Origin of the sequence: Providencia manganoxydans (assembly GCF_016618195.1) — a bacterium.
GTDB classification, from domain to species: domain Bacteria; phylum Pseudomonadota; class Gammaproteobacteria; order Enterobacterales; family Enterobacteriaceae; genus Providencia; species Providencia manganoxydans.
On record NZ_CP067099.1, the window covers coordinates 4,153,238 to 4,174,472 of the forward strand.

The window sequence follows — 21,235 nt, forward strand, 5'->3', positions numbered from 1 at the left end:
ACTAAAAAGCCAGTGGTAATAAGTTAAAAAACTGCTTACCACTGGCCTCCCAGTTACCACCTTTATTATGTTTTTCTTTTCTGTTATAGCTTCCCTTACCTTTTTTATTTTTTTCAACTCTCTGCCTAAATAATGGATCATGCAATAATGCTTCAATCGCATTATCTTTAATTTTTCCACGTTTGTGTTGATACTGGCTCATAATATACCCTTTATAAGTTAATAAACTTTTGATGCACCTTTTTCAAGGATTTCCATTATAGAACAATATGTCGATGTATGCTCTTCACCACAGCAAGCCGAACTCAACATTTTTAATGAATCACGCATAATAATCAGTTCTTGGATCCTCCTTTCTACCTCTGCTAATCGTAGATCAACAATTTGTTTCGACTCTTGGCAAGTATGGTGTTCAGGATCGACTCTTATAGACAACAGCTCGGTTATTGCCTCTAAAGTAAATCCCAACTGCTTCGCATAACGAATAAACCTGAGACGCTGTAAATCTTGGTCAGTAAACAATCTATAACCACCTTCTGTTCTTACTTTATGCCCCATCAATCCTTGTTTTTCATAAAAACGAATTGTATCCGGGGTCACATCAGCAAGGCGTGCTATTTGGCCTATTTTATACATATTCATAAAGTCATACTCCACTCATAGAGTAAATAGGGTTTAAATGAAAAAATTCAAGTTAAGGGGAATATAATCAAGGATAGAATAGCAGGTACAAAAAAACCGGGCAAATATACCCGGTTTTCTTGAAAGCAGGCAGATTACTCTGCTGCTGCTTCTTGAGACTCAACAGCACGGTCAACAAGCTCGATGTAAGCCATCGGAGCATTGTCACCTGTACGGTAGCCACACTTAAGAATACGAGTGTAACCGCCCGCACGAGCTGCAAAGCGAGGTCCCAGTTCATTAAACAATTTTGCCACGATCTCGTTATCACGAGTACGGGCGAATGCCAGACGACGATTAGCTACGCTGTCGGTCTTGGCAAGAGTAATCAGCGGCTCAACGACGCGACGCAGTTCTTTCGCTTTAGGCAGAGTCGTCTTGATGATTTCATGACGAACTAAAGAACCTGCCATGTTACGGAACATAGCTTGGCGGTGGCTGCTGTTGCGGTTCAATTGACGACCACTCTTACGATGGCGCATGACCTTATCCTTCTCAGTAAAACCTTAACCTGTGATCCTAATCATCAGCAATACTTGCTGGTGGCCAATTTTCTAAGCGCATGCCCAGAGAAAGACCACGAGATGCCAAGACGTCCTTAATTTCAGTAAGAGATTTCTTACCAAGGTTAGGCGTTTTAAGCAACTCAACTTCAGTACGCTGTACCAGATCACCGATGTAGTGGATAGCTTCTGCTTTAAGGCAGTTAGCAGAGCGGACAGTCAATTCCAGATCGTCAACTGGGCGCAGTAAGATAGGATCGAACTCTGGTTTCTCTTCTTTAACTTCTGGCTGACGAACATCACGTAAGTCAACAAAAGCTTCAAGCTGTTCAGCCAGAATAGTCGCTGCACGGCGAATCGCCTCTTCAGGATCGATTGTACCGTTAGTTTCCATTTCGATAACTAACTTATCCAAGTCCGTACGTTGCTCAACACGAGCTGCTTCAACATTATAGGCAATACGCTCTACAGGGCTATAGCAAGCATCGACCAGCAAACGACCGATTGGGCGCTCATCTTCTTCCGAATGTACTCGGGCAGAAGCCGGCACATAACCACGACCACGCTGAACTTTGATACGCATATTAATTGATGCGCTTTCGTCAGTCAGGTGGCAGATAACGTGCTGCGGCTTGACGATTTCGACATCGCCATCATGGACGATGTCGGCTGCGGTCACAGGGCCAATGCCAGATTTATTCAAGGTTAGAATAACTTCATCTTTACCCTGAACTTTTACCGCCAGCCCTTTCAGGTTGAGGAGAATCTCCAGGATATCTTCCTGTACACCTTCTTTGGTGCTGTACTCGTGCAGTACACCATCAATCTCAACCTCTGTCACCGCACAACCCGGCATAGACGAAAGCAGAATACGGCGCAGTGCGTTACCAAGAGTATGACCGAAGCCACGCTCTAAAGGCTCAAGGGTCACCTTGGCGTGCGTCGAACTCACTTGCTCGATATCTACCAGGCGCGGTTTTAGAAACTCTGTCACAGAACCCTGCATTGTGTCCTCTCTTTGGTGCTAAGCTTTACTTAGAGTAAAGCTCGACGATCAGGTGTTCGTTAATGTCCGCAGACAGGTCAGTACGTTCAGGAATACGTTTGAACACACCTTCCATCTTAGCAGCATCAACTTCCAGCCAAGTTGGCTTCTCACGCTGTTCAGCCAGCTCTAAAGCAGCCTTGATACGAGACTGTTTTTTCGCTTTCTCACGAACGCTGATAACGTCATTCGGGGAAACCTGATAAGAAGCGATGTTAACTACACGGCCATTTACCATGATAGCTTTATGGCTAACCATTTGACGTGCTTCTGCGCGAGTTGCGCCAAAGCCCATACGATAAACGACGTTATCAAGACGGCCTTCCAGCAAAGTCAGCAGGTTTTCACCTGTGTTGCCTTTCAGACGTGTTGCTTCTTTGTAATAGTTACGGAATTGACGTTCCAGAACACCGTAAATACGACGAACTTTTTGTTTCTCACGTAACTGAACACCGTAGTCAGACAGACGCGGTTTACGCGCTCCGTGCTGGCCAGGTGCCTGTTCTAATTTACACTTGGTGTCAATCGCGCGAACACCAGACTTCAGGAAGAGGTCTGTTCCTTCGCGACGGCTCAGCTTGAGCTTAGGACCCAAATATCTAGCCATTTTCTTTCTCCAACAGTCCTAAAAAAAACGAAACGTATTAAACGCGGCGTTTTTTCGGTGGGCGACAACCGTTATGAGGGATAGGAGTCACATCAGTAATATTAGTGATGCGGAAACCTGCGGCGTTCAGAGCACGAATTGTTGATTCGCGACCTGGACCCGGTCCCTTAACCATAACTTCTAGGTTCTTGATACCGTATTCTTTCACGGCTTCTGCGCAACGCTCTGCTGCAACCTGAGCTGCAAACGGAGTGGATTTGCGAGAACCACGGAAACCGGAACCACCGGCAGTTGCCCAACCTAATGCGTTACCCTGACGATCAGTAATAGTAACGATTGTGTTGTTGAAAGAAGCATGGATATGAGCCACACCGTCTGAGACTTGTTTTCTTACACGCTTACGTGCACGAATTGGTGCCTTTGCCATTATTCAGTACCCCGACTTATTTCTTGATCGGCTTACGCGGACCCTTGCGGGTACGAGCGTTAGTCTTAGTACGCTGTCCGCGCACAGGAAGACCACGACGATGACGTAAACCACGGTAACATCCAAGGTCCATCAGACGCTTGATGCTCAGGGTAATTTCACGACGTAGGTCACCTTCTACCACATACTTGGCAACTTCGTCACGCAGCTTGTCGATTTGTTCTTCAGACAGCTCACTGATCTTAACATTTTCAGCAATACCAGTTGCTTCACAGATAGCCTGTGAACGTGTTTTGCCGATTCCGAAAATCGATGTTAAAGCGATTACGGTATGTTTATGATCAGGAATGTTAATGCCTGCTATACGGGCCACTATGCACTCCTAAGTTAAAATATACATTACTGTGCTGAAAAGCCCGTTTTCAGGATACTCAAACAATAATGTATCTTCGATAAAAAAGATTGGCTGGCTAATTTAGCCAGCTCAACCCAACTTTGCAAGAAAAAAATGCTTTTTCTTAACCTTGACGTTGTTTATGTCTTGGTTCAACACTGCAAATTACACGAACGCTACCATTGCGACGGATAATTTTACAGTTACGGCATAATTTCTTGACGGAAGCACGAACTTTCATTTTTACTCTCCGTAACTTCTTAAGCAAACCATAATCACACAGAGTGATTACTTACCTTTGAGATTTGCTTTCTTCAATGCAGACTCATACTGACTTGACATCATCAGAGTTTGCACTTGAGCCATAAAGTCCATGATAACGACAACCACGATTAAGAGGGAAGTACCACCAAAGTAGAAAGGTACTTTCATTGCGTCACGCATGAACTCCGGGATTAGGCAGATGAAGGTAATGTATAATGCACCAACTAAAGTTAAGCGAGTCATTACCTTATCAATGTACTTGGCCGTTTGCTCTCCCGGACGAATTCCTGGTACAAATGCACCGGACTTCTTCAGGTTATCTGCTGTTTCTCTTGGGTTGAAAACCAACGCCGTATAGAAGAAACAGAAGAAGATGATCGCAGAAGCATAAAGCAACACATACAATGGTTGACCAGGCTGCAAATACATAGAAATAGTTGTCAGCCAGTCCCAGCCAGTTCCATCACCGAACCAAGACGCTATTGTACCCGGGAACAGTATGATACTGGAAGCAAAAATTGCAGGAATTACACCCGCCATATTCACTTTTAGTGGTAAATGTGTGCTTTGTGCCGCATAAACACGGCGTCCTTGTTGGCGTTTTGCATAGTTAACGACGATACGACGTTGACCACGCTCCATGAACACAACAAAGAAAGTTACCGCGAATACGAGCACTGCAACCAACAGCAACAGGAGGAAGTGCAGATCGCCTTGCCGAGCTTGCTCGATAGTATGGCCAATAGCCGGCGGAAGACCCGCAACGATACCAGCGAAGATAATGATTGAGATACCGTTACCAATACCTCGTTCAGTTATCTGCTCACCTAGCCACATCAAGAACATAGTTCCTGTAACTAAGCTAACAACAGCCGTGAAGTAGAACGGGAGACCCGGATCAATAACTAGCCCTTGCATCCCTGGCATATTCGGAAGACCCATTGCAATACCCACAGATTGGAATATTGCTAATACCAAAGTACCCCAACGGGTATATTGGCTTATCTTCCGACGACCTGCTTCACCTTCTTTCTTAATCTCTGCTAGTCGTGGGTTAACCACTGACAATAGTTGGATAATAATTGAAGCCGAGATATACGGCATAATACCCAAAGCAAAGATAGAAGCTCGGCTAAGAGCACCACCAGAGAACATGTTAAACATGTCAATGATGGTGCCTTGTTGCTGTTCGAGCAATTTGGCAAGCACAGTGGCATCAATACCAGGAATCGGAATAAAAGAACCAATTCGGAAAACGATCAGTGCACCGATAACAAACAAAAGTCTGCGCTTCAGTTCACCAACACCACCCTTGGCACTTTGAAAATCTAATCCTGGTTGTTTAGCCATCTGTCACTTATTCCTCAATTTTACCGCCGGCAGCTTCAATCGCAGCGCGAGCACCTTTAGTAACACGAAGGCCACGTACAGTAACTGCACGATTCACTTCGCCAGACAGAATCACTTTCGCGTATTCAATCTGGATGCCAACAACATTCGCGGCTTTTAGTGCGTTCAGATCAATAACATCGCCTTCAACAGCAGCAAAATCAGACAGACGAATCTCTGCTGTGATCATTGCTTTACGTGAAGTAAAACCAAATTTTGGTAGACGACGATATAAAGGCATCTGGCCGCCTTCGAAACCACGACGTACGCCACCGCCAGAACGAGACTTCTGACCTTTGTGACCACGTCCGCCGGTTTTACCCAGACCAGAACCGATACCACGACCTAAGCGCTTAGGCGCGTGCTTGGCACCTTCAGCCGGAGATAGAGTATTTAAACGCATCTCTTACTCCTCAACTTTAACCATGTAGGAAACCAAGTTGACCATACCGCGAACAGCAGGAGTGTCCTCACGTTCTACTGTATGACCAATGCGACGCAGACCTAAACCGATCAAAGTTGCCTTATGCTTAGGCAGGCGACCGATTGAACTGCGAACTTGTGTAATTTTAATAGTCTTAGCCATGGCTGATTACCCCAGAATTTCTTCGACGGATTTTCCACGCTTAGCTGCGACCATTTCTGGAGACTTCATGCTGTCTAAAGCATCCAGTGTTGCACGAACCACGTTGATTGGGTTTGTGGAACCATAGGTTTTAGCCAGTACGTTGCGAACTCCAGCTACTTCTAAAACAGCACGCATTGCACCACCGGCAATGATACCGGTACCTTCGTGAGCAGGTTGCATAAACACGCGAGAACCGGTGTGTGTACCTTTCACAGGGTGGAACAGAGTGCCGTTGTTTAGAGCAACGGTTTTCATGCTGCGACGGGCTTTTTCCATCGCTTTCTGGATTGCTGCCGGAACTTCGCGCGCTTTGCCGTAGCCAAAACCAACGCGACCGTTACCATCACCAACTACTGTCAGTGCTGTAAAGCTGAAAATACGGCCACCTTTAACGGTTTTTGCTACGCGGTTTACCGCGATCAGCTTTTCCTGCAGTTCGCCAGCTTGTTTCTCGATGTGAGCCATCTTACACCTCTACCTTAGAACTGAAGGCCAGCTTCACGGGCAGCATCTGCCAGTGCCTGGACTCTACCATGATATTGGAAACCAGAACGGTCAAAAGCAACAACAGTGATGCCTTTTTCCAGTGCGCGTTCAGCAATAATTTTACCAACAACTGCTGCTGCGTCTTTGTTTCCAGTGAATTTCACTTGCTCATTGATAGCTTTTTCTGTAGTAGAAGCGGCCACCAACGTTTCAGAACCGTTCGGAGCGATAACCTGCGCATAAATATGGCGTGGAGTACGATGTACCACCAGGCGAGTCGCACCCAACTCTTGGATCTTGCGGCGTGCGCGGGTCGCACGACGGATACGAGCTGCTTTCTTATCCATAGTGTTACCTTACTTCTTCTTAGCCTCTTTAGTACGCACGATTTCATCGGCGTAACGAACACCCTTGCCTTTGTAAGGCTCAGGACGACGGTAAGCACGCAGTTCTGCCGCTACTTGACCAATCACTTGCTTATCCGCACCTTTCAGTACGATTTCAGTTTGTGTTGGGCATTCAGCAGTAATGCCTGCTGGCAGTGCGTGTTCAACCGGATGCGAGAAACCTAAAGACAAGCTAACTGCATTGCCTTTGATTGCTGCACGGTAACCAACACCGACTAGCTGAAGTTTTTTAGTGAAGCCTTCGGTAACACCAACAACCATTGCATTACACAGTGAACGAGTTGTACCCGCTTGTGCCCATGCATCATCAAAACCTTCGCGTGGAGCGAAAGTTAGGTGGCCATCTTCATGTTTAACTTCAACTGCATTATGGATAGTACGAGTAAGCTCGCCGTTTTTACCCTTAATCGAAATAACCTGACCGTTGAGTTTTACCTCTACGCCGGCAGGAATGACGACGGGTGCTTTTGCCACACGAGACATTCTTTCCTCCCGAATTAAGCTACGTAGCAGAGAATCTCGCCACCAAGACCAGCTTGGCGAGCTGCACGATCAGTCATGACACCTTTAGAGGTAGAAACAACAGCGATACCTAAACCAGCCATAACTTGTGGCAGCTCATCTTTTTTCTTATAGATGCGCAGACTTGGGCGGCTTACACGCTGAATGCTTTCTACAACAGCCTTACCTTGGAAATAACGCAGAGTCAGTTCCAATTCTGGCTTGATGTCGCCTTCAATTTTAAAATCTTCAATATAACCTTCTTCCTTCAGCACTTTGGCAATCGCCACTTTCAGCTTGGAGGAAGGCATGGTGACCGCAACTTTGTTCGCGGCCTGACCGTTACGGATACGGGTCAGCATATCCGCGATGGGATCTTGCATGCTCATCTGTCTTTACTCCCGTGATTCAAAATGGTGACAATTACCAACTAGCCTTTTTAAGGCCCGGGATTTCACCGCGCATAGCGGCTTCACGGACTTTAATACGGCTCAGACCAAATTTCCGCAGGAAACCGTGCGGACGCCCAGTTTGACGGCAGCGGTTACGCTGACGAGAAGGACTTGAATCACGTGGCAGTGTTTGCAGCTTGAGAACAGCGTCCCAGCGATCTTCATCAGATGCGTTTACATCAGAGATGATAGCTTTCAATTCAACGCGTTTTGCGAAGAACTTCTCAGCTAATTTAGCACGCTTAACATCACGCGCTTTCATAGATTTCTTAGCCATGAGTACCCTGCCTTACTTGCGGAACGGGAAGTTGAACGCTGCTAACAGTGCGCGACCTTCGTCATCTGATTTCGCAGTAGTGGTGATAGTAATATCTAAACCACGTACACGATCCACTTTATCGTAATCGATTTCAGGGAAGATGATTTGTTCACGTACACCCATGCTGTAGTTACCGCGACCATCAAATGACTTAGCGGACAAGCCACGGAAGTCACGAATACGTGGTACAGCAATAGAAATCAGACGCTCAAGGAACTCCCACATGCGTTCGCCACGCAGGGTCACTTTACAGCCGATTGGATAGCCCTGACGGATTTTGAAGCCTGCAACAGATTTGCGTGCTTTGGTGATCAATGGTTTTTGACCAGAGATTGCTGCCAGGTCAGCTGCTGCGTTATCCAGCAGTTTTTTGTCAGCAATAGCTTCACCAACACCCATATTCAGGGTGATCTTCTCGACCCGAGGGACTTGCATGACAGAATTGTAACCAAACTGAGTCATCAGTTGTTTAGTTACTTCGTCTTTGTAGTAATCATGCAGTTTCGCCATCGTATACTCCAAAAATTACTTGATAGTTTCACTGTTAGATTTGAAGAAACGGACTTTTTTGCCGTCTTCGAATCTAAAGCCTACACGGTCAGCCTTACCAGTTGCCGCGTTAAAGATTGCAACGTTAGAAACTTGAATAGCAGTTTCTTTTTCAACGATGCCACCTGGTTGGTTCAGAGCCGGGACAGGCTTCTGATGTTTTTTAACCAGATTGATACCTTCAACGATAACTTTACTAGAAGAAATAACCTGCTTTACTTTACCGCGCTTACCTTTATCTTTACCAGTTAGCACGATAACTTCGTCATCACGACGGATTTTCGCTGCCATAGTTCCGCTCCTTAGAGTACTTCAGGTGCCAGTGAGATAATTTTCATAAACTTCTCATTACGAAGTTCACGAGTTACCGGCCCAAAAATACGCGTACCGACTACCTGCTCGCTGTTATTGTTTAGAATAACGCATGCATTACTATCGAAGCGAATGACAGAACCGTCCGGGCGACGTACACCCTTCTTGGTGCGCACCACTACCGCCTTCAGGACATCACCTTTTTTCACTTTACCGCGTGGAATTGCTTCTTTAACAGTAATTTTAATGATGTCGCCGACGCCTGCGTAGCGACGGTGCGAGCCACCTAGAACCTTGATACACATTACGCGACGTGCACCGGAGTTGTCGGCCACGTTCAGCATAGTCTGTTCTTGGATCATTTTAGTGCTCCGCTAAATGTCAACTACTACTGAGCCACTTCATTATTGAAGAGACCGTTCAATATACCCCATAATACGAGGGCGCGGCATTATAACACCACATCTTCGTTATGGACAGAAAAAAATAAACGGCTCAGTAAAAAAAGAGCCGTTTATTCATTGTAAAAGACTATTCGATTACAGAACAGCTTTTTCAATAACGCGAACTAAGGCCCAAGACTTAGTCTTAGACAGTGGACGAGTTTGGCGGATTTCTACCACGTCACCGATTCCACATTCATTGTTCTCGTCATGTACGTGCAATTTAGTCGTACGACGGATGAATTTACCATACAGAGGGTGTTTCACCATACGCTCGATAGCAACAACAATAGATTTCTCCATTTTATCGCTAACTACACGACCTTGCAGAGTACGGATTTTATCGCTCATTACGCACCTGCCTTCTCAGTCAGTAAAGTCTTCACACGTGCGATATCGCGACGCACTTGTTTCAACAGATGAGACTGTTGTAGCTGACCACTTGCCGCCTGCATACGAAGATTAAATTGCTCACGTAACAGGTTTAGCAGTTCAGAGTTCAGCTCTTCAACGCTTTTTTCGCGCAGCTCTTGTGCTTTCATTACATCACCGTCTTAGTTACAAAGGTGGTTTTGATAGGCAGTTTCGCTGCTGCCAGAGAGAATGCTTCACGAGCCAGCTCTTCAGGCACACCGTCCATTTCATATAGGACTTTACCAGGCTGGATCAAGGCAACCCAATACTCTACGTTACCTTTACCTTTACCCATACGAACTTCGAGTGGCTTTTCAGTGATTGGCTTGTCTGGGAACACACGGATCCAGATTTTACCTTGACGCTTAACAGCACGGGTCATAGCACGACGAGCCGCTTCGATCTGACGTGCAGTCAGACGACCACGGCCAACAGCTTTAAGACCGAAAGTGCCGAAGCTAACATCCGTACCTTGCGCCAGACCACGGTTGCGGCCTTTGTGCACCTTACGGAATTTTGTACGCTTTGGTTGTAACATAGCGACGCTCCTTACTTGCGGCCTTTACGCTGCTGCTTTTTAGGTTGAGCAGCTGGTTTCTCAGCTTGTTCAACAGCAGCCATACCACCCAGAATCTCACCTTTGAAGATCCATACCTTAACGCCGAGAACACCGTAAGTGGTGTGCGCTTCTGAAGTGTTGTAATCGATGTCAGCACGTAATGTGTGCAGTGGCACACGGCCTTCACGATACCACTCGGTACGAGCGATTTCAGCACCGCCTAAACGGCCACTGACTTCAACTTTAATACCTTTAGCGCCCAGACGCATTGCGTTCTGTACTGCACGCTTCATCGCACGACGGAACATAACACGACGTTCCAGCTGTGAAGAGATGCTGTCAGCAACCAATTTAGCGTCTAGTTCTGGTTTACGAACTTCGGCGATATTGATTTGCGCAGGAACACCAGCGATATCCGCTACTGTTTTACGCAGTTTTTCTACGTCTTCACCTTTCTTACCGATAACGATACCTGGGCGAGCAGTGTGAATAGTCACACGGATGCTTTTTGCAGGACGCTCGATAACGATGCGTGAAATTGACGCTTTTGCCAATTCTTTATTCAAGTACTGGCGTACTTTATAATCGCTGTCTAGGTTGTCAGCGAATTCATTAGTATTCGCGTACCAAGTAGAGTTCCAAGGTTTGACAATACCCAGGCGAATACCATTAGGATGTACTTTCTGACCCATTGCTAGTCTCCAGAGTCTCAGCGATCGGACACAACCACAGTAATGTGGCTGGTGCGCTTAAGAATACGATCTGCACGGCCTTTCGCACGCGGCATGATGCGTTTCATGGTTGGACCTTCGTCAACGAAAATCTTCGCAACTTTCAGGTCATCAATGTCAGCGCCATCGTTTTGCTCTGCGTTAGCAATTGCAGATTCAAGTACTTTCTTCACTAAACCAGCAGCTTTCTTGTTGGTATAGGTCAGAATTTCCAGAGCTTGCGACACTTTCTTACCGCGAATCAGGTCGGCAACTAAGCGAACCTTCTGGGCAGAAGAACGAGCGTGGCGATGCATAGCTAAAGTTTCCATCTCTTCCTCCTATCCTTAACGTTTCTTAGCTTTCTTATCTGCCGCGTGGCCGCGATAAGTGCGAGTCGGTGCGAATTCACCCAGCTTATGACCAACCATTTCGTCGGTAACAAAAACTGGAACATGCTGACGACCATTATGGACAGCGATGGTCAATCCGATCATATTAGGAAAGATCGTTGAACGACGGGACCAAGTCTTGAGAGGCTTCTTGTCTCCGCTTTCCACCGCTTTCTCTACCTTCTTCAGCAAGTGCAGGTCAATAAAAGGACCTTTCTTGAGAGAACGTGGCATGGCTTATCCTCTAATTATTTTTTAGAACGATGACGTACGATGAATTGATCAGTACGCTTGTTGCTACGAGTTTTCTTACCTTTGGTTTGAACGCCCCATGGTGTTACAGGGTGTTTACCAAAGTTACGACCTTCACCACCACCATGTGGGTGATCAACTGGGTTCATCGCCGTACCACGAACGGTAGGACGAATACCACGCCAGCGGCTAGCACCAGCTTTACCCAGAACACGTAACATATGCTCAGCGTTACCAACTTCACCTAAAGTTGCACGGCAATCAGCCAAAACTTTACGCATTTCACCAGAACGCAGACGCAGGGTGACATAAGCACCATCACGAGCAACGATCTGAGCGTAAGTACCTGCTGAACGCGCTAACTGACCACCTTTACCTGGTTTCAGTTCGATATTATGAACTGTAGAACCAACAGGGATGTTGCGCATAGGCAGTGCGTTACCCGCTTTGATTGCTGAATCAACACCAGATTGGATCTGGTCGCCAGCTTTCAGGCCTTTTGGTGCAAGAATATAACGACGTTCACCGTCTTTATATAGAACCAGTGCAATGTTCGCAGAACGGTTTGGATCATATTCCAAACGTTCAACAACAGCAGGAATACCATCTTTGTTGCGTTTAAAATCAACCAGACGGTAATGTTGCTTATGGCCACCACCAATGTGACGAGTGGTGATACGGCCATTGTTGTTACGACCACCGGATTTGCTGTTTTTTTCTAACAGCGGAGCATAAGGTTTGCCCTTATGCAGCTCAGGGTTAACCACTTTAACTACGTGGCGACGGCCCGGAGACGTAGGTTTACATTTAACAATTGCCATTGTTCTTTACTCCTCCGACTTACTCTGCGCCGCCAATGAAGTCCAGATTCTGGCCTTCTTTCAGCGTAACGTAAGCTTTTTTCCAGTCGCTACGACGACCGAAACGCTGACCGTGGCGTTTAGTTTTGCCTTTAACCAGCAAAGTGTTAACACCTTCAACTTCGACTTCAAACAGTTTCTGCACAGCAGCTTTGATTTCTGCTTTAGTCGCGTCTTTCGCAACTTTGAGAACGATGGTATTGCTTTTTTCCATCGCTGTAGAAGCTTTTTCAGATACGTGCGGCGCGCGCAGTACTTTTAGCAGACGTTCTTCACGGATCATGCCAGCATCTCCTCAACTTGCTTCACAGCATCAGCAGTCATAACCACTTTGTCGAAGGCGATTAAGCTAACTGGGTCGATACCCGCTGCATCACGAACGTCAACCTTGTACAGGTTACGCGCTGCTAAGAACAGATTTTCATCTAATTCAGCAGTGATGATCAGCACATCTTCCAGAGCCATATCTTTCAGTTTCTGTGCTAGCAACTTAGTTTTAGGTGCTTCAACAGAGAACTTCTCGACAACGATCAGACGATCTTGACGTACCAGTTCAGATAGGATGCTTTTCAGAGCACCACGGTACATCTTCTTATTAACTTTTTGACTGTGGTCCTGTGGTTTAGCAGCAAAGCTAACACCACCAGAGCGCCAAATTGGGCTCTTGATAGAACCAGAACGTGCGCGGCCTGTGCCTTTTTGACGCCATGGTTTTTTACCTGAACCAGAAACTTCAGCACGAGTTTTCTGAGCACGAGTACCTTGACGAGCACCAGCTGCATACGCAACAACTACTTGGTGAACAAGCGCTTCATTGAAATCACGCCCGAAGGTAGTTTCGGAAACAGTCAGCGCGCTTTGCGCGTCTTTCATTACCAATTCCATTCCTATCTCCTCGACGTTAAGCCTTGACAGCCGGTTTTACGATCAGGTTGCTACCAGTTGCTCCTGGAACAGCACCTTTGACCAGCAGCAGGTTGCGCTCAGCGTCAACACGTACTACATCTAAGCTTTGAACGGTTACACGCTCATTACCTAGTTGGCCTGCCATTTTCTTGCCTTTGAACACTTTGCCCGGAGTCTGGTTTTGACCGATAGAACCCGGAACACGGTGTGACAAGGAGTTACCGTGAGTAGCATCTTGAGTACGGAAATTCCAGCGCTTAACTGTGCCGGCAAAACCTTTACCTTTAGATGTACCAGTAACGTCGACTTTTTTAACGTCAGCGAAAATTTCAACGCTAATACTTTGACCTACGTTAAACTCAGTACCTTCTTCAGTACGGAATTCACGTAGAATACGGCCAGCTTCAACGCCAGCTTTAGCGAAATGACCTGCTTCAGGCTTAGATACACGGTTCGCTTTTTTGCTACCAGTAGTCACCTGAATTGCATTGTAACCGTCAGTTTCTGCAGTTTTAACCTGAGTAACGCGGTTATTTTCGATTTCGATAACAGTTACAGGGATAGAAACGCCATCTTCAGTGAAGATACGAGTCATTCCCACTTTCTTACCGACTAAACCAATCATTGTTTCAACCTCTCAATCGTTCGACGACCTGATTAACCCAGGCTGATCTGCACGTCAACGCCGGCAGCCAGGTCCAGACGCATCAGAGCATCAACGGTTTTCTCGGTTGGCTCAACGATGTCAACCAGACGTTTGTGAGTGCGAATTTCGTACTGATCACGCGCATCTTTGTTAACGTGCGGAGAAATCAGAACGGTAAAACGCTCTTTACGTGTCGGCAGCGGGATAGGACCACGTACCTGCGCACCAGTGCGCTTAGCAGTCTCTACGATTTCCGCAGTTGATTGATCGATTAAACGATGATCAAAAGCTTTCAGGCGGATACGGATTCTTTGGTTCTGCATGAGACCAGAGCTCCAACTATTTTATAAACGTAAATGATTACTCCTCGCACCCATTTCGATTGATGGGGGAGTGTAATCGTTCTTTATGTAACCCCCAAATCGGGAGTATTGTCTAAATGAGCAACAAATCGTTGACTCAATACTGATCTTTAAGTCCTAAAATCTAGGGCTTACTAATCAGTAAGCTCGCGCATTATACGCAACTGAATGTGAAACGCAAGTAATCGGGGAAAATATGTGCAAACTTTTCTGATTTTTTTACTTTACGGGCTCTAAAGTAAAAATGCCTCACCCACTAAGAGGGTAAGGCATCACTATTTTATTCCATCAACACGTTTTACTCTTCAATAATTTGCGCTTGAGTATAATTCTGAATACCCATACGTTTGATTAAATCTAGCTGAGTTTCTATCCAATCAATGTGGTTCTCTTCATCAGCTAAGATTTCAATCATTAAATCGCGACTTACGTAATCATGAATTGAGTCTGCGTAGCTAATCGCATCTTTCAGGTTTTTAGCACCATCAAGCTCCAGCTTAAGATCTGAAGCGAGCATTTCTTCGACATCTTCACCAATATTCAGTTTACCCAGATCTTGTAAGTTAGGCAGGCCTTCAAGGAAAAGGATACGTTCGATATATTTATCAGCATGCTTCATTTCATCAATTGATTCATGGTATTCGACTTCATTAAGACGAGTAAGCCCCCAATTTTTGAACATACGTGCATGCAAAAAATATTGATTGATTGCAACTAATTCATTGCCCAACAACTTATTTAGGTGGGCTATCATTTTTTTATCACCTTTCATTTTTTTACTCTCCATCGCTTCCAGTATTTAAAGTGTAGTACTGAAATTTGATATATGAGTAATTTTATCCATAAGATTTAGAATGAAAGTTACTTATTAATGAATAAGTTAAATGATTATTATTTCGATTATGCTACATCTGCAATACAAAGATCTTCAAGTAATGCTAGCTCTTCATCTAAAATTTCACGCGTTTGTCGAATACATTTACCGCATTCACGACCTACTGGGAGGATCTGACGCAACCCTTTCAGTGATGTCACTTGGTACTTACGAGCAACATTCCTAATTTGTTTATCGGTGACTGCTTCACAGAGACATACATACATAATAGCTACCTGTATAAATCACATACAGGCAGTTTAAATAAAAATGATTACCATTTCAATTATCGTTACTATTAATTTACATTAGCTTTTTACTAAGCAGTAAACATCTTTCATTAAAGGTTGATGTCCACAGCAAATAAAGGCGTATTATACGTTGACTTAGAGGTATTATCGGCGCTGTTGCTTGATTATGGCTTGAAAAATCGTTATTCAGTCAATTCGATAAAACTCGATGATGTTGAATAAGATGGTGATTGATGTACTTATTGGTTGTTCAAAGCGTGAAATACAAAAGGGCATCTTATAGATGCCCTTTTCACTAAAGTGGGTTGTGATTATGCAATAATTTTTGCAACAACACCCGCACCTACTGTACGGCCACCTTCACGGATTGCGAAACGCAAACCGTCATCCATCGCGATTGGGTGGATCAGGGTAACGATCATGTTGATGTTATCACCTGGCATTACCATCTCTACGCCTTCTGGCAGTTCGATAGTACCGGTTACGTCAGTTGTACGGAAGTAGAACTGTGGACGGTAACCTTTGAAGAATGGAGTATGACGACCACCTTCATCTTTGCTCAGGATATAAACTTCTGACTCGAACTGAGTGTGTGGCTTGATTGAACCTGGTTTTGCCAGTACTTGACCACGTTGAATTTCTTCACGCTTAGTACCACGCAGCAGAACACCTACGTTCTCACCCGCACGACCTTCGTCCAGCAATTTACGGAACATTTCAACGCCAGTACAAGTTGTTTTAGCCGTTGCTTGGATACCAACGATTTCAACTTCTTCACCAACTTTGATGATACCACGCTCAACACGGCCTGTTACTACTGTACCACGACCTGAGATTGAGAATACGTCTTCGATTGGCAGCAGGAATGGCTTGTCAATTGCACGCTCTGGCTCTGGGATGTAGCTATCCAGTGCTTCTGCTAATTCAACAATTTTCGCTTCCCACTCTGGGTTGCCTTCCAGCGCTTTCAGAGCTGAACCACGGATAACTGGAGTGTCATCGCCTGGGAAATCGTACTGAGACAGAAGCTCACGAACTTCCATTTCTACCAGTTCCAGCAGCTCTTCGTCGTCTACCATGTCACATTTGTTCAGGAAAACGATGATGTAAGGAACACCAACCTGACGACCTAACAGGATGTGCTCACGAGTTTGTGGCATAGGACCATCAGTAGCAGCAACAACTAGGATTGCACCGTCCATCTGAGCAGCACCAGTGATCATGTTTTTAACATAGTCGGCGTGTCCTGGGCAGTCTACGTGTGCGTAGTGACGAGTAGGAGTATCGTATTCTACGTGAGAAGTAGAAATGGTGATACCACGCGCTTTTTCTTCTGGTGCGTTATCGATTTGATCGAATGCACGAGCGCTACCGCCGTAAGTTTTTGCCAGAACAGTAGTGATTGCTGCTGTCAGGGTAGTTTTACCGTGGTCAACGTGGCCGATTGTACCAACGTTAACGTGCGGTTTTGAACGTTCAAATTTTTCTTTAGACATTAGATTGTCCCTCTAAGACACGGAATCGGTGGTTACACCACATCAACCAAGCAGTTAAAATTTATTTGCTTGTTTTTTACAGGAGACAAATCAGGGAGATGAATGAGAACATATGAGGAGTGGTGCTGATAGGCAGATTCGAACTGCCGACCTCACCCTTACCAAGGGTGTGCTCTACCAACTGAGCTATATCAGCACATCTTGGAGCGGGCAGCGGGAATCGAACCCGCATCATCAGCTTGGAAGGCTGAGGTAATAGCCATTATACGATGCCCGCAATGAACTCGGCTACCTGAGTTATCAGCTGTTAAACTGTTACCTGAATAAATCTTATTATAAGACCCTTCAGGAGATGGTGGTGGGAGAAGGATTCGAACCTTCGAAGTCGATGACGGCAGATTTACAGTCTGCTCCCTTTGGCCGCTTGGGTATCCCACCTATCCAAATTGTTAATTGGTGCCGGCACCAAGAGTCGAACTCGGGACCTACTGATTACAAGTCAGTTGCTCTACCAACTGAGCTATGCCGGCATCAAGTGCTGCGCATTCTAGGAAGAGTGAGCGAGACTTGCAACAAAAAAATTTAATTTTTTGTTTACTTGCTCACATTTTATTCGTTTTTTGTGATTTTGCTGTTTTTTTCGCTATATTCAGATTAAAACATCTACAGCAGACCGCAACTATAATCCATTATTATTTAGTCCGTAAAGTGTTCTCTCGCTGCTAAAAAATAATCTTCATTGTTTATTAAGTCCAAAAGTGACTATAAGGTTCAAAACTATTGATTGTCCACTGTTGTTTTTTTCAACAATCAATGCCGTTTTTACTGCCTTCGTCAAAAAAAATTCACATAAAACATAAAAAGTTCTACGCCAACTATCTTTCACTCGCTATGATGCAACTTAATTTTACGGATACGGGTGTTTAGGCAACCTGTCCAACCTGCATAGAATAGGCAGATGTTGGTTTATGAAACAGACAGAGAATTTTATTACTACACCATATTTAGAGTTTGATAGAGAACATTGGGCAACATTGCGAGATTCAGTCCCTTTGACACTAACTTCTAGTGAGCTTCTAGAGTTAAAAGGTATTAATGAAGAGCTCTCGATGGAAGATGTTATTGAAATTTATCTACCATTATCGCGTTTACTCAATTTTTATATTAGCTCCAATTTACGGCGCCAAGCTGTCCTTGAACAATTTTTAGGGACAAATGGAGCAAAGGTACCTTACATTATTGGTATTGCTGGCAGCGTTGCCGTTGGTAAAAGTACAACAGCACGTTTATTACAAGCGCTATTAACTCGTTGGCCAGAACATAGAAAAGTTGATTTGATTACAACAGATGGTTTCTTATATCCAAATCAAGTGTTAAAAGATCGCGACATCATGAAGAAAAAAGGTTTTCCTCAATCATATGATATGAGGAAACTAGTCAATTTTGTTTCTCAAATTAAATCGGGTGCCCGTAATGTCGTCGCCCCTGTTTATTCGCATCTCACTTATGACATTGTACCAGATCAGCAGCAAGTTATTGATCAGCCGGATATACTCATCTTAGAAGGCCTCAATGTCCTACAAAGCGATATGGATTATCCACATGACCCTCACCACGTGTTTGTCTCCGACTTTGTAGATTTCTCTATCTATGTCGATGCCGCTCCTGAGCTATTAAAACAGTGGTATGTTGGCCGCTTTTTGAAATTCCGACAAGGTGCTTTCTCAGATCCTGATTCTTACTTCCATAACTACTCTAAATTGAGCGAAGAGGAAGCTATTAATATAGCAAGTTCTATTTGGGATGAAATTAATGGATTAAACTTAGAAGAAAATATTTTGCCAACCAAAGAGCGCGCTAGCTTAATAATGACAAAGGGCGATAATCATTCTATTCAGAGTGTTAGAATAAGAAAGTAAATTTTATATGCCGGTAATTATCCGGCATATATTTAATTATTATTCATTAGAGCGTAATGATATTTCACCACCTATATAAGGGATTACCTCCCCATTATTTTGGCGTAATAATAAAGCACCTTGCTGATTAATCCCCATTTCAATACCAGTTATAATCTTCTCTCCAATCAATAGCTTAACATCTCGCCCCAAGAAATTATCTAATTCAAACCAACGAGATAGAAATGGCAACAAACCTTCCTTTTCAAATAATACTAAAGCATCTTTTAGTGCATTTATAATATTTGCAGATAACTCATTCCTCTCAATATAATCAACTTCATCAGCAAGTGATGACCACTCTTGATTAATTTCCTTATCTTTATTTATATTATTTTTACCCATCCCAATATTAATGCCAATTCCGATAATAATATGGGCTGCATCGCCTGTCTTACCAGTTAGCTCAACAAGAATACCTGCTAATTTTTTATCATTTAAATAAAGATCATTAGGCCATTTAACTTTAACTTTTGATTTGCTTATTTTATTCAATGTTTCAGCAATGATAATACCAACCACTAAGCTAAGTCCTACAGCGGCTGCGGGACCTTGATCTAACTTCCAATACATTGATAAATATAAATTACAACCAAAAGGAGAAATCCACTGACGACCACGTCGCCCTCTTCCCGCACTTTGGTACTCAGCTAAACATGCATCGCCAGATTTTAAGCTAGGTATCCTTTCCAACATATACTGATTGGTTGAATCAATAACCGGCTCAACGATAATATTACTACCTTGAGTATGCTGCATAATGGCTTGAGCATTCAGAAGGTTGATAGAGTAGGGAAGCTTATAACCTTTTCCGGAAATAGTCTGTATATCAAGCCCCCAAGAACGCAGTGTTTTAATATGTTTATTAATGCCTGCTCTCGTCATCCCTAAAATATCACCCAACTGTTGCCCTGAATGAATTTGAGCATCAGACAGAATATCTATTAACTGTAGAGGAATACTGGTTTCTTTCATAAAATACAGTCCATTGGGTTAATTTCACCATATTTTCCAATAAATCTAACTTCTGGCTCAAGCATAATACCAAAGCGCTTATAAACCGTTTGACTAACATATTTAGCTAAATTGACGATATCCCATCCGGTAGCATGACCTTTGTTAATCAGTACAAGTGCTTGCTTAGTATGTACTCCCGCACCACCTAATTCGTAGCCTTTTAAACCGCATTGATCAATTAACCAGCCAGCCGCAACTTTAATGGAACCATCATCCTGTAAATATTGTGGGCATGACGGATATTGTTGCCTCAATTGTTCTGCTTTATCAGCCGAAATAATCGGATTTTTAAAAAAACTACCTGCATTACCTGTAACAGAAGGATCCGGTAATTTCATTTTACGCGTATTACATACTGAATTAAAAACTTGCTGTGGCGTTACCGTTTGTGGGTCTAACAATGCCAAATCCCCATATGTAAGCTTAGGAGACCATTGCTTAGGTAATTTTAAACCAACTCCCACAATAACGTGTGTGTGTTGATATTCATGCTTAAAGATACTATCCCGATAGCCAAAGCGGCATTCTTCTGCCAAGAGTCTTGATGGCTTTCCAGTCGTTAAATCAAGGGTATCCACATACTCACAAAGATCTTTGAGCTCTATGCCATAAGCCCCTATATTTTGAATCGGAGCAGAACCCACACACCCAGGTATTAACGCCAGATTTTCGGCACCATAGATCCCCTGATTTAGTAAAGATTCTATTAATTGATGCCAATTTTCTCCAGCGCCTGCATATACATGCCAAAAATCAGCCTGCTCAGTGGTCGTCACCCCCATTATTCTATTAAGAATGACTACACCATCAAAATCATCAATAAAGAGAACGTTGCTTCCACCGCCAAGAATTAAAACTGGTAATTGCTGTTTTCTTGCATCACACCATAGCTGATAAATAAGCTCTGCCGATCCTGCAAGATAAATTGACTTTGCTTTTGCTTCCAGCGCAAAGCTATTAAATTGTTTTAATTCAAGGGATGAGTTCATTGTTGCCTTCAGCACATAACAAATAAAGATTAGATAAGTCTAACAGGCTGATTGAAGAGAATCATTAAATAATAGAGTTACAGTAGAAGATTGCATGGAAGGTATGAAACGTATGTAATGATGTGCTTTATAAAAGCTAGAT

General features: G+C 44.1%; 36 protein-coding genes and 4 tRNA genes. 1 reads left to right on the forward strand and 39 read right to left on the reverse strand.

Annotation, left to right across the window (positions count from 1 at the left end; translation table 11 throughout):
- Position 1: 1 nt before the first annotated feature.
- From JI723_RS18930 to JI723_RS19110, 37 genes are all read right to left on the reverse strand, one after another.
- Positions 2–202 (reverse strand): alternative ribosome-rescue factor A, encoded by a 201-nt coding sequence (locus tag JI723_RS18930; protein ID WP_070928785.1) that lies wholly within the window; start codon positions 200–202, stop codon positions 2–4.
- Between the two features lie 17 nt (positions 203–219).
- Positions 220–636: a Zn(2+)-responsive transcriptional regulator gene (gene zntR, locus JI723_RS18935; RefSeq protein ID WP_070928797.1), complete on the reverse strand. Its 417-nt coding sequence runs from the start codon at positions 634–636 to the stop codon at positions 220–222.
- Positions 637–776: 140 nt separating this feature from the next.
- A complete protein-coding gene (gene rplQ / locus JI723_RS18940) occupies positions 777–1,163 on the reverse strand; it encodes a 50S ribosomal protein L17 (protein ID WP_004907152.1) in 387 nt (128 codons plus the stop codon).
- Positions 1,164–1,200: 37 nt separating this feature from the next.
- Entirely contained in the window at positions 1,201–2,190 is a 990-nt protein-coding gene (locus tag JI723_RS18945) for a DNA-directed RNA polymerase subunit alpha (protein WP_004926425.1), read from the reverse strand.
- A 25-nt stretch (positions 2,191–2,215) separates the two neighbouring features.
- On the reverse strand, positions 2,216–2,836 hold the full coding sequence (gene rpsD / locus JI723_RS18950; RefSeq protein ID WP_004265487.1) for a 30S ribosomal protein S4: 621 nt from the start codon (positions 2,834–2,836) through the stop codon (positions 2,216–2,218).
- 37 nt (positions 2,837–2,873) lie between these two features.
- The gene (gene rpsK / locus JI723_RS18955) at positions 2,874–3,263 is read right to left on the reverse strand and encodes a 30S ribosomal protein S11 (protein ID WP_002919257.1); all 390 of its coding nucleotides are present in this window, start codon (positions 3,261–3,263) and stop codon (positions 2,874–2,876) included.
- A gap of 16 nt (positions 3,264–3,279) precedes the next feature.
- Positions 3,280–3,636, reverse strand: a complete 357-nt coding sequence (gene rpsM / locus JI723_RS18960; RefSeq protein WP_004907144.1) for a 30S ribosomal protein S13 — start codon at positions 3,634–3,636, stop codon at positions 3,280–3,282.
- 145 nt (positions 3,637–3,781) lie between these two features.
- Positions 3,782–3,898 (reverse strand): 50S ribosomal protein L36, encoded by a 117-nt coding sequence (gene rpmJ / locus JI723_RS18965; RefSeq protein WP_004265484.1) that lies wholly within the window; start codon positions 3,896–3,898, stop codon positions 3,782–3,784.
- A gap of 47 nt (positions 3,899–3,945) precedes the next feature.
- The gene (secY, locus tag JI723_RS18970; protein ID WP_070928787.1) at positions 3,946–5,271 is read right to left on the reverse strand and encodes a preprotein translocase subunit SecY; all 1,326 of its coding nucleotides are present in this window, start codon (positions 5,269–5,271) and stop codon (positions 3,946–3,948) included.
- A 7-nt stretch (positions 5,272–5,278) separates the two neighbouring features.
- Entirely contained in the window at positions 5,279–5,713 is a 435-nt protein-coding gene (gene rplO / locus JI723_RS18975; RefSeq protein WP_070928788.1) for a 50S ribosomal protein L15, read from the reverse strand.
- 3 nt (positions 5,714–5,716) lie between these two features.
- On the reverse strand, positions 5,717–5,896 hold the full coding sequence (gene rpmD, locus JI723_RS18980; protein ID WP_004926432.1) for a 50S ribosomal protein L30: 180 nt from the start codon (positions 5,894–5,896) through the stop codon (positions 5,717–5,719).
- A 6-nt stretch (positions 5,897–5,902) separates the two neighbouring features.
- Positions 5,903–6,403: a 30S ribosomal protein S5 gene (gene rpsE / locus JI723_RS18985; protein ID WP_004265471.1), complete on the reverse strand. Its 501-nt coding sequence runs from the start codon at positions 6,401–6,403 to the stop codon at positions 5,903–5,905.
- Between the two features lie 14 nt (positions 6,404–6,417).
- Positions 6,418–6,771 (reverse strand): 50S ribosomal protein L18, encoded by a 354-nt coding sequence (gene rplR / locus JI723_RS18990; RefSeq protein WP_070928789.1) that lies wholly within the window; start codon positions 6,769–6,771, stop codon positions 6,418–6,420.
- Between the two features lie 9 nt (positions 6,772–6,780).
- Entirely contained in the window at positions 6,781–7,314 is a 534-nt protein-coding gene (gene rplF, locus JI723_RS18995) for a 50S ribosomal protein L6 (protein ID WP_070928790.1), read from the reverse strand.
- A gap of 14 nt (positions 7,315–7,328) precedes the next feature.
- On the reverse strand, positions 7,329–7,721 hold the full coding sequence (rpsH, locus tag JI723_RS19000) for a 30S ribosomal protein S8 (RefSeq protein ID WP_004907134.1): 393 nt from the start codon (positions 7,719–7,721) through the stop codon (positions 7,329–7,331).
- A gap of 34 nt (positions 7,722–7,755) precedes the next feature.
- Positions 7,756–8,061 (reverse strand): 30S ribosomal protein S14, encoded by a 306-nt coding sequence (rpsN, locus tag JI723_RS19005; RefSeq protein WP_004926440.1) that lies wholly within the window; start codon positions 8,059–8,061, stop codon positions 7,756–7,758.
- A 12-nt stretch (positions 8,062–8,073) separates the two neighbouring features.
- Positions 8,074–8,613 (reverse strand): 50S ribosomal protein L5, encoded by a 540-nt coding sequence (rplE, locus tag JI723_RS19010; RefSeq protein WP_070928791.1) that lies wholly within the window; start codon positions 8,611–8,613, stop codon positions 8,074–8,076.
- 15 nt (positions 8,614–8,628) lie between these two features.
- Entirely contained in the window at positions 8,629–8,943 is a 315-nt protein-coding gene (rplX, locus tag JI723_RS19015) for a 50S ribosomal protein L24 (protein WP_070928792.1), read from the reverse strand.
- Positions 8,944–8,954: 11 nt separating this feature from the next.
- Complete coding sequence (gene rplN, locus JI723_RS19020; protein WP_008913887.1) at positions 8,955–9,326, reverse strand: 50S ribosomal protein L14; 372 nt, start codon at positions 9,324–9,326, stop codon at positions 8,955–8,957.
- 177 nt (positions 9,327–9,503) lie between these two features.
- Positions 9,504–9,758: a 30S ribosomal protein S17 gene (gene rpsQ, locus JI723_RS19025; RefSeq protein WP_070928793.1), complete on the reverse strand. Its 255-nt coding sequence runs from the start codon at positions 9,756–9,758 to the stop codon at positions 9,504–9,506.
- Positions 9,758–9,949, reverse strand: coding sequence for a 50S ribosomal protein L29 (gene rpmC, locus JI723_RS19030; protein WP_008913885.1), 192 nt, complete (start codon positions 9,947–9,949; stop codon positions 9,758–9,760). Before rpmC ends, rpsQ begins: the two co-directional genes overlap by 1 nt.
- Positions 9,949–10,359, reverse strand: a complete 411-nt coding sequence (rplP, locus tag JI723_RS19035) for a 50S ribosomal protein L16 (RefSeq protein ID WP_004926449.1) — start codon at positions 10,357–10,359, stop codon at positions 9,949–9,951. The genes rpmC and rplP overlap by 1 nt, the downstream gene beginning before the upstream one ends.
- 11 nt (positions 10,360–10,370) lie before the next feature.
- A complete protein-coding gene (rpsC, locus tag JI723_RS19040; protein WP_004265433.1) occupies positions 10,371–11,072 on the reverse strand; it encodes a 30S ribosomal protein S3 in 702 nt (233 codons plus the stop codon).
- 17 nt (positions 11,073–11,089) lie between these two features.
- A complete protein-coding gene (gene rplV, locus JI723_RS19045) occupies positions 11,090–11,422 on the reverse strand; it encodes a 50S ribosomal protein L22 (protein WP_004265430.1) in 333 nt (110 codons plus the stop codon).
- A gap of 15 nt (positions 11,423–11,437) precedes the next feature.
- Positions 11,438–11,716 carry a 30S ribosomal protein S19 gene (gene rpsS, locus JI723_RS19050; protein WP_004265426.1) on the reverse strand — a complete coding sequence of 93 codons (279 nt, stop codon included), beginning with the start codon at positions 11,714–11,716 and terminating at the stop codon, positions 11,438–11,440.
- Between the two features lie 14 nt (positions 11,717–11,730).
- Positions 11,731–12,555, reverse strand: a complete 825-nt coding sequence (gene rplB, locus JI723_RS19055; RefSeq protein WP_070928794.1) for a 50S ribosomal protein L2 — start codon at positions 12,553–12,555, stop codon at positions 11,731–11,733.
- Between the two features lie 19 nt (positions 12,556–12,574).
- Positions 12,575–12,877, reverse strand: coding sequence for a 50S ribosomal protein L23 (gene rplW, locus JI723_RS19060; protein WP_004926456.1), 303 nt, complete (start codon positions 12,875–12,877; stop codon positions 12,575–12,577).
- Positions 12,874–13,479, reverse strand: coding sequence for a 50S ribosomal protein L4 (gene rplD / locus JI723_RS19065; RefSeq protein WP_004926458.1), 606 nt, complete (start codon positions 13,477–13,479; stop codon positions 12,874–12,876). The genes rplW and rplD overlap by 4 nt, the downstream gene beginning before the upstream one ends.
- Before the next feature lie 16 nt (positions 13,480–13,495).
- Positions 13,496–14,125 carry a 50S ribosomal protein L3 gene (rplC, locus tag JI723_RS19070; RefSeq protein WP_070928795.1) on the reverse strand — a complete coding sequence of 210 codons (630 nt, stop codon included), beginning with the start codon at positions 14,123–14,125 and terminating at the stop codon, positions 13,496–13,498.
- Between the two features lie 32 nt (positions 14,126–14,157).
- Positions 14,158–14,469 (reverse strand): 30S ribosomal protein S10, encoded by a 312-nt coding sequence (gene rpsJ / locus JI723_RS19075; protein ID WP_001181005.1) that lies wholly within the window; start codon positions 14,467–14,469, stop codon positions 14,158–14,160.
- A gap of 337 nt (positions 14,470–14,806) precedes the next feature.
- Positions 14,807–15,280: a bacterioferritin gene (gene bfr / locus JI723_RS19080; RefSeq protein ID WP_140183080.1), complete on the reverse strand. Its 474-nt coding sequence runs from the start codon at positions 15,278–15,280 to the stop codon at positions 14,807–14,809.
- Between the two features lie 128 nt (positions 15,281–15,408).
- Complete coding sequence (bfd, locus tag JI723_RS19085; RefSeq protein WP_319069182.1) at positions 15,409–15,609, reverse strand: bacterioferritin-associated ferredoxin; 201 nt, start codon at positions 15,607–15,609, stop codon at positions 15,409–15,411.
- A gap of 335 nt (positions 15,610–15,944) precedes the next feature.
- Positions 15,945–17,129, reverse strand: coding sequence for an elongation factor Tu (gene tuf, locus JI723_RS19090; RefSeq protein ID WP_337979645.1), 1,185 nt, complete (start codon positions 17,127–17,129; stop codon positions 15,945–15,947).
- A 120-nt stretch (positions 17,130–17,249) separates the two neighbouring features.
- Positions 17,250–17,325: transfer RNA gene (locus tag JI723_RS19095), tRNA-Thr, on the reverse strand.
- 6 nt (positions 17,326–17,331) lie between these two features.
- Positions 17,332–17,406: transfer RNA gene (locus JI723_RS19100), tRNA-Gly, on the reverse strand.
- A gap of 76 nt (positions 17,407–17,482) precedes the next feature.
- Positions 17,483–17,567: transfer RNA gene (locus tag JI723_RS19105), tRNA-Tyr, on the reverse strand.
- Between the two features lie 16 nt (positions 17,568–17,583).
- A tRNA-Thr gene (locus JI723_RS19110) sits at positions 17,584–17,659 on the reverse strand.
- A 438-nt stretch (positions 17,660–18,097) separates the two neighbouring features.
- Between JI723_RS19110 and coaA the strand changes: the two genes are divergently transcribed.
- On the forward strand, positions 18,098–19,048 hold the full coding sequence (gene coaA, locus JI723_RS19115) for a type I pantothenate kinase (protein WP_070929311.1): 951 nt from the start codon (positions 18,098–18,100) through the stop codon (positions 19,046–19,048).
- A 39-nt stretch (positions 19,049–19,087) separates the two neighbouring features.
- Here coaA and birA read toward each other — a convergent pair whose 3' ends face one another.
- Both birA and murB read right to left on the reverse strand, forming a co-directional pair.
- A complete protein-coding gene (gene birA / locus JI723_RS19120) occupies positions 19,088–20,062 on the reverse strand; it encodes a bifunctional biotin--[acetyl-CoA-carboxylase] ligase/biotin operon repressor BirA (protein ID WP_070929312.1) in 975 nt (324 codons plus the stop codon).
- Entirely contained in the window at positions 20,059–21,093 is a 1,035-nt protein-coding gene (gene murB / locus JI723_RS19125) for a UDP-N-acetylmuramate dehydrogenase (RefSeq protein WP_272581403.1), read from the reverse strand. Before murB ends, birA begins: the two co-directional genes overlap by 4 nt.
- Positions 21,094–21,235: the final 142 nt, after the last annotated feature.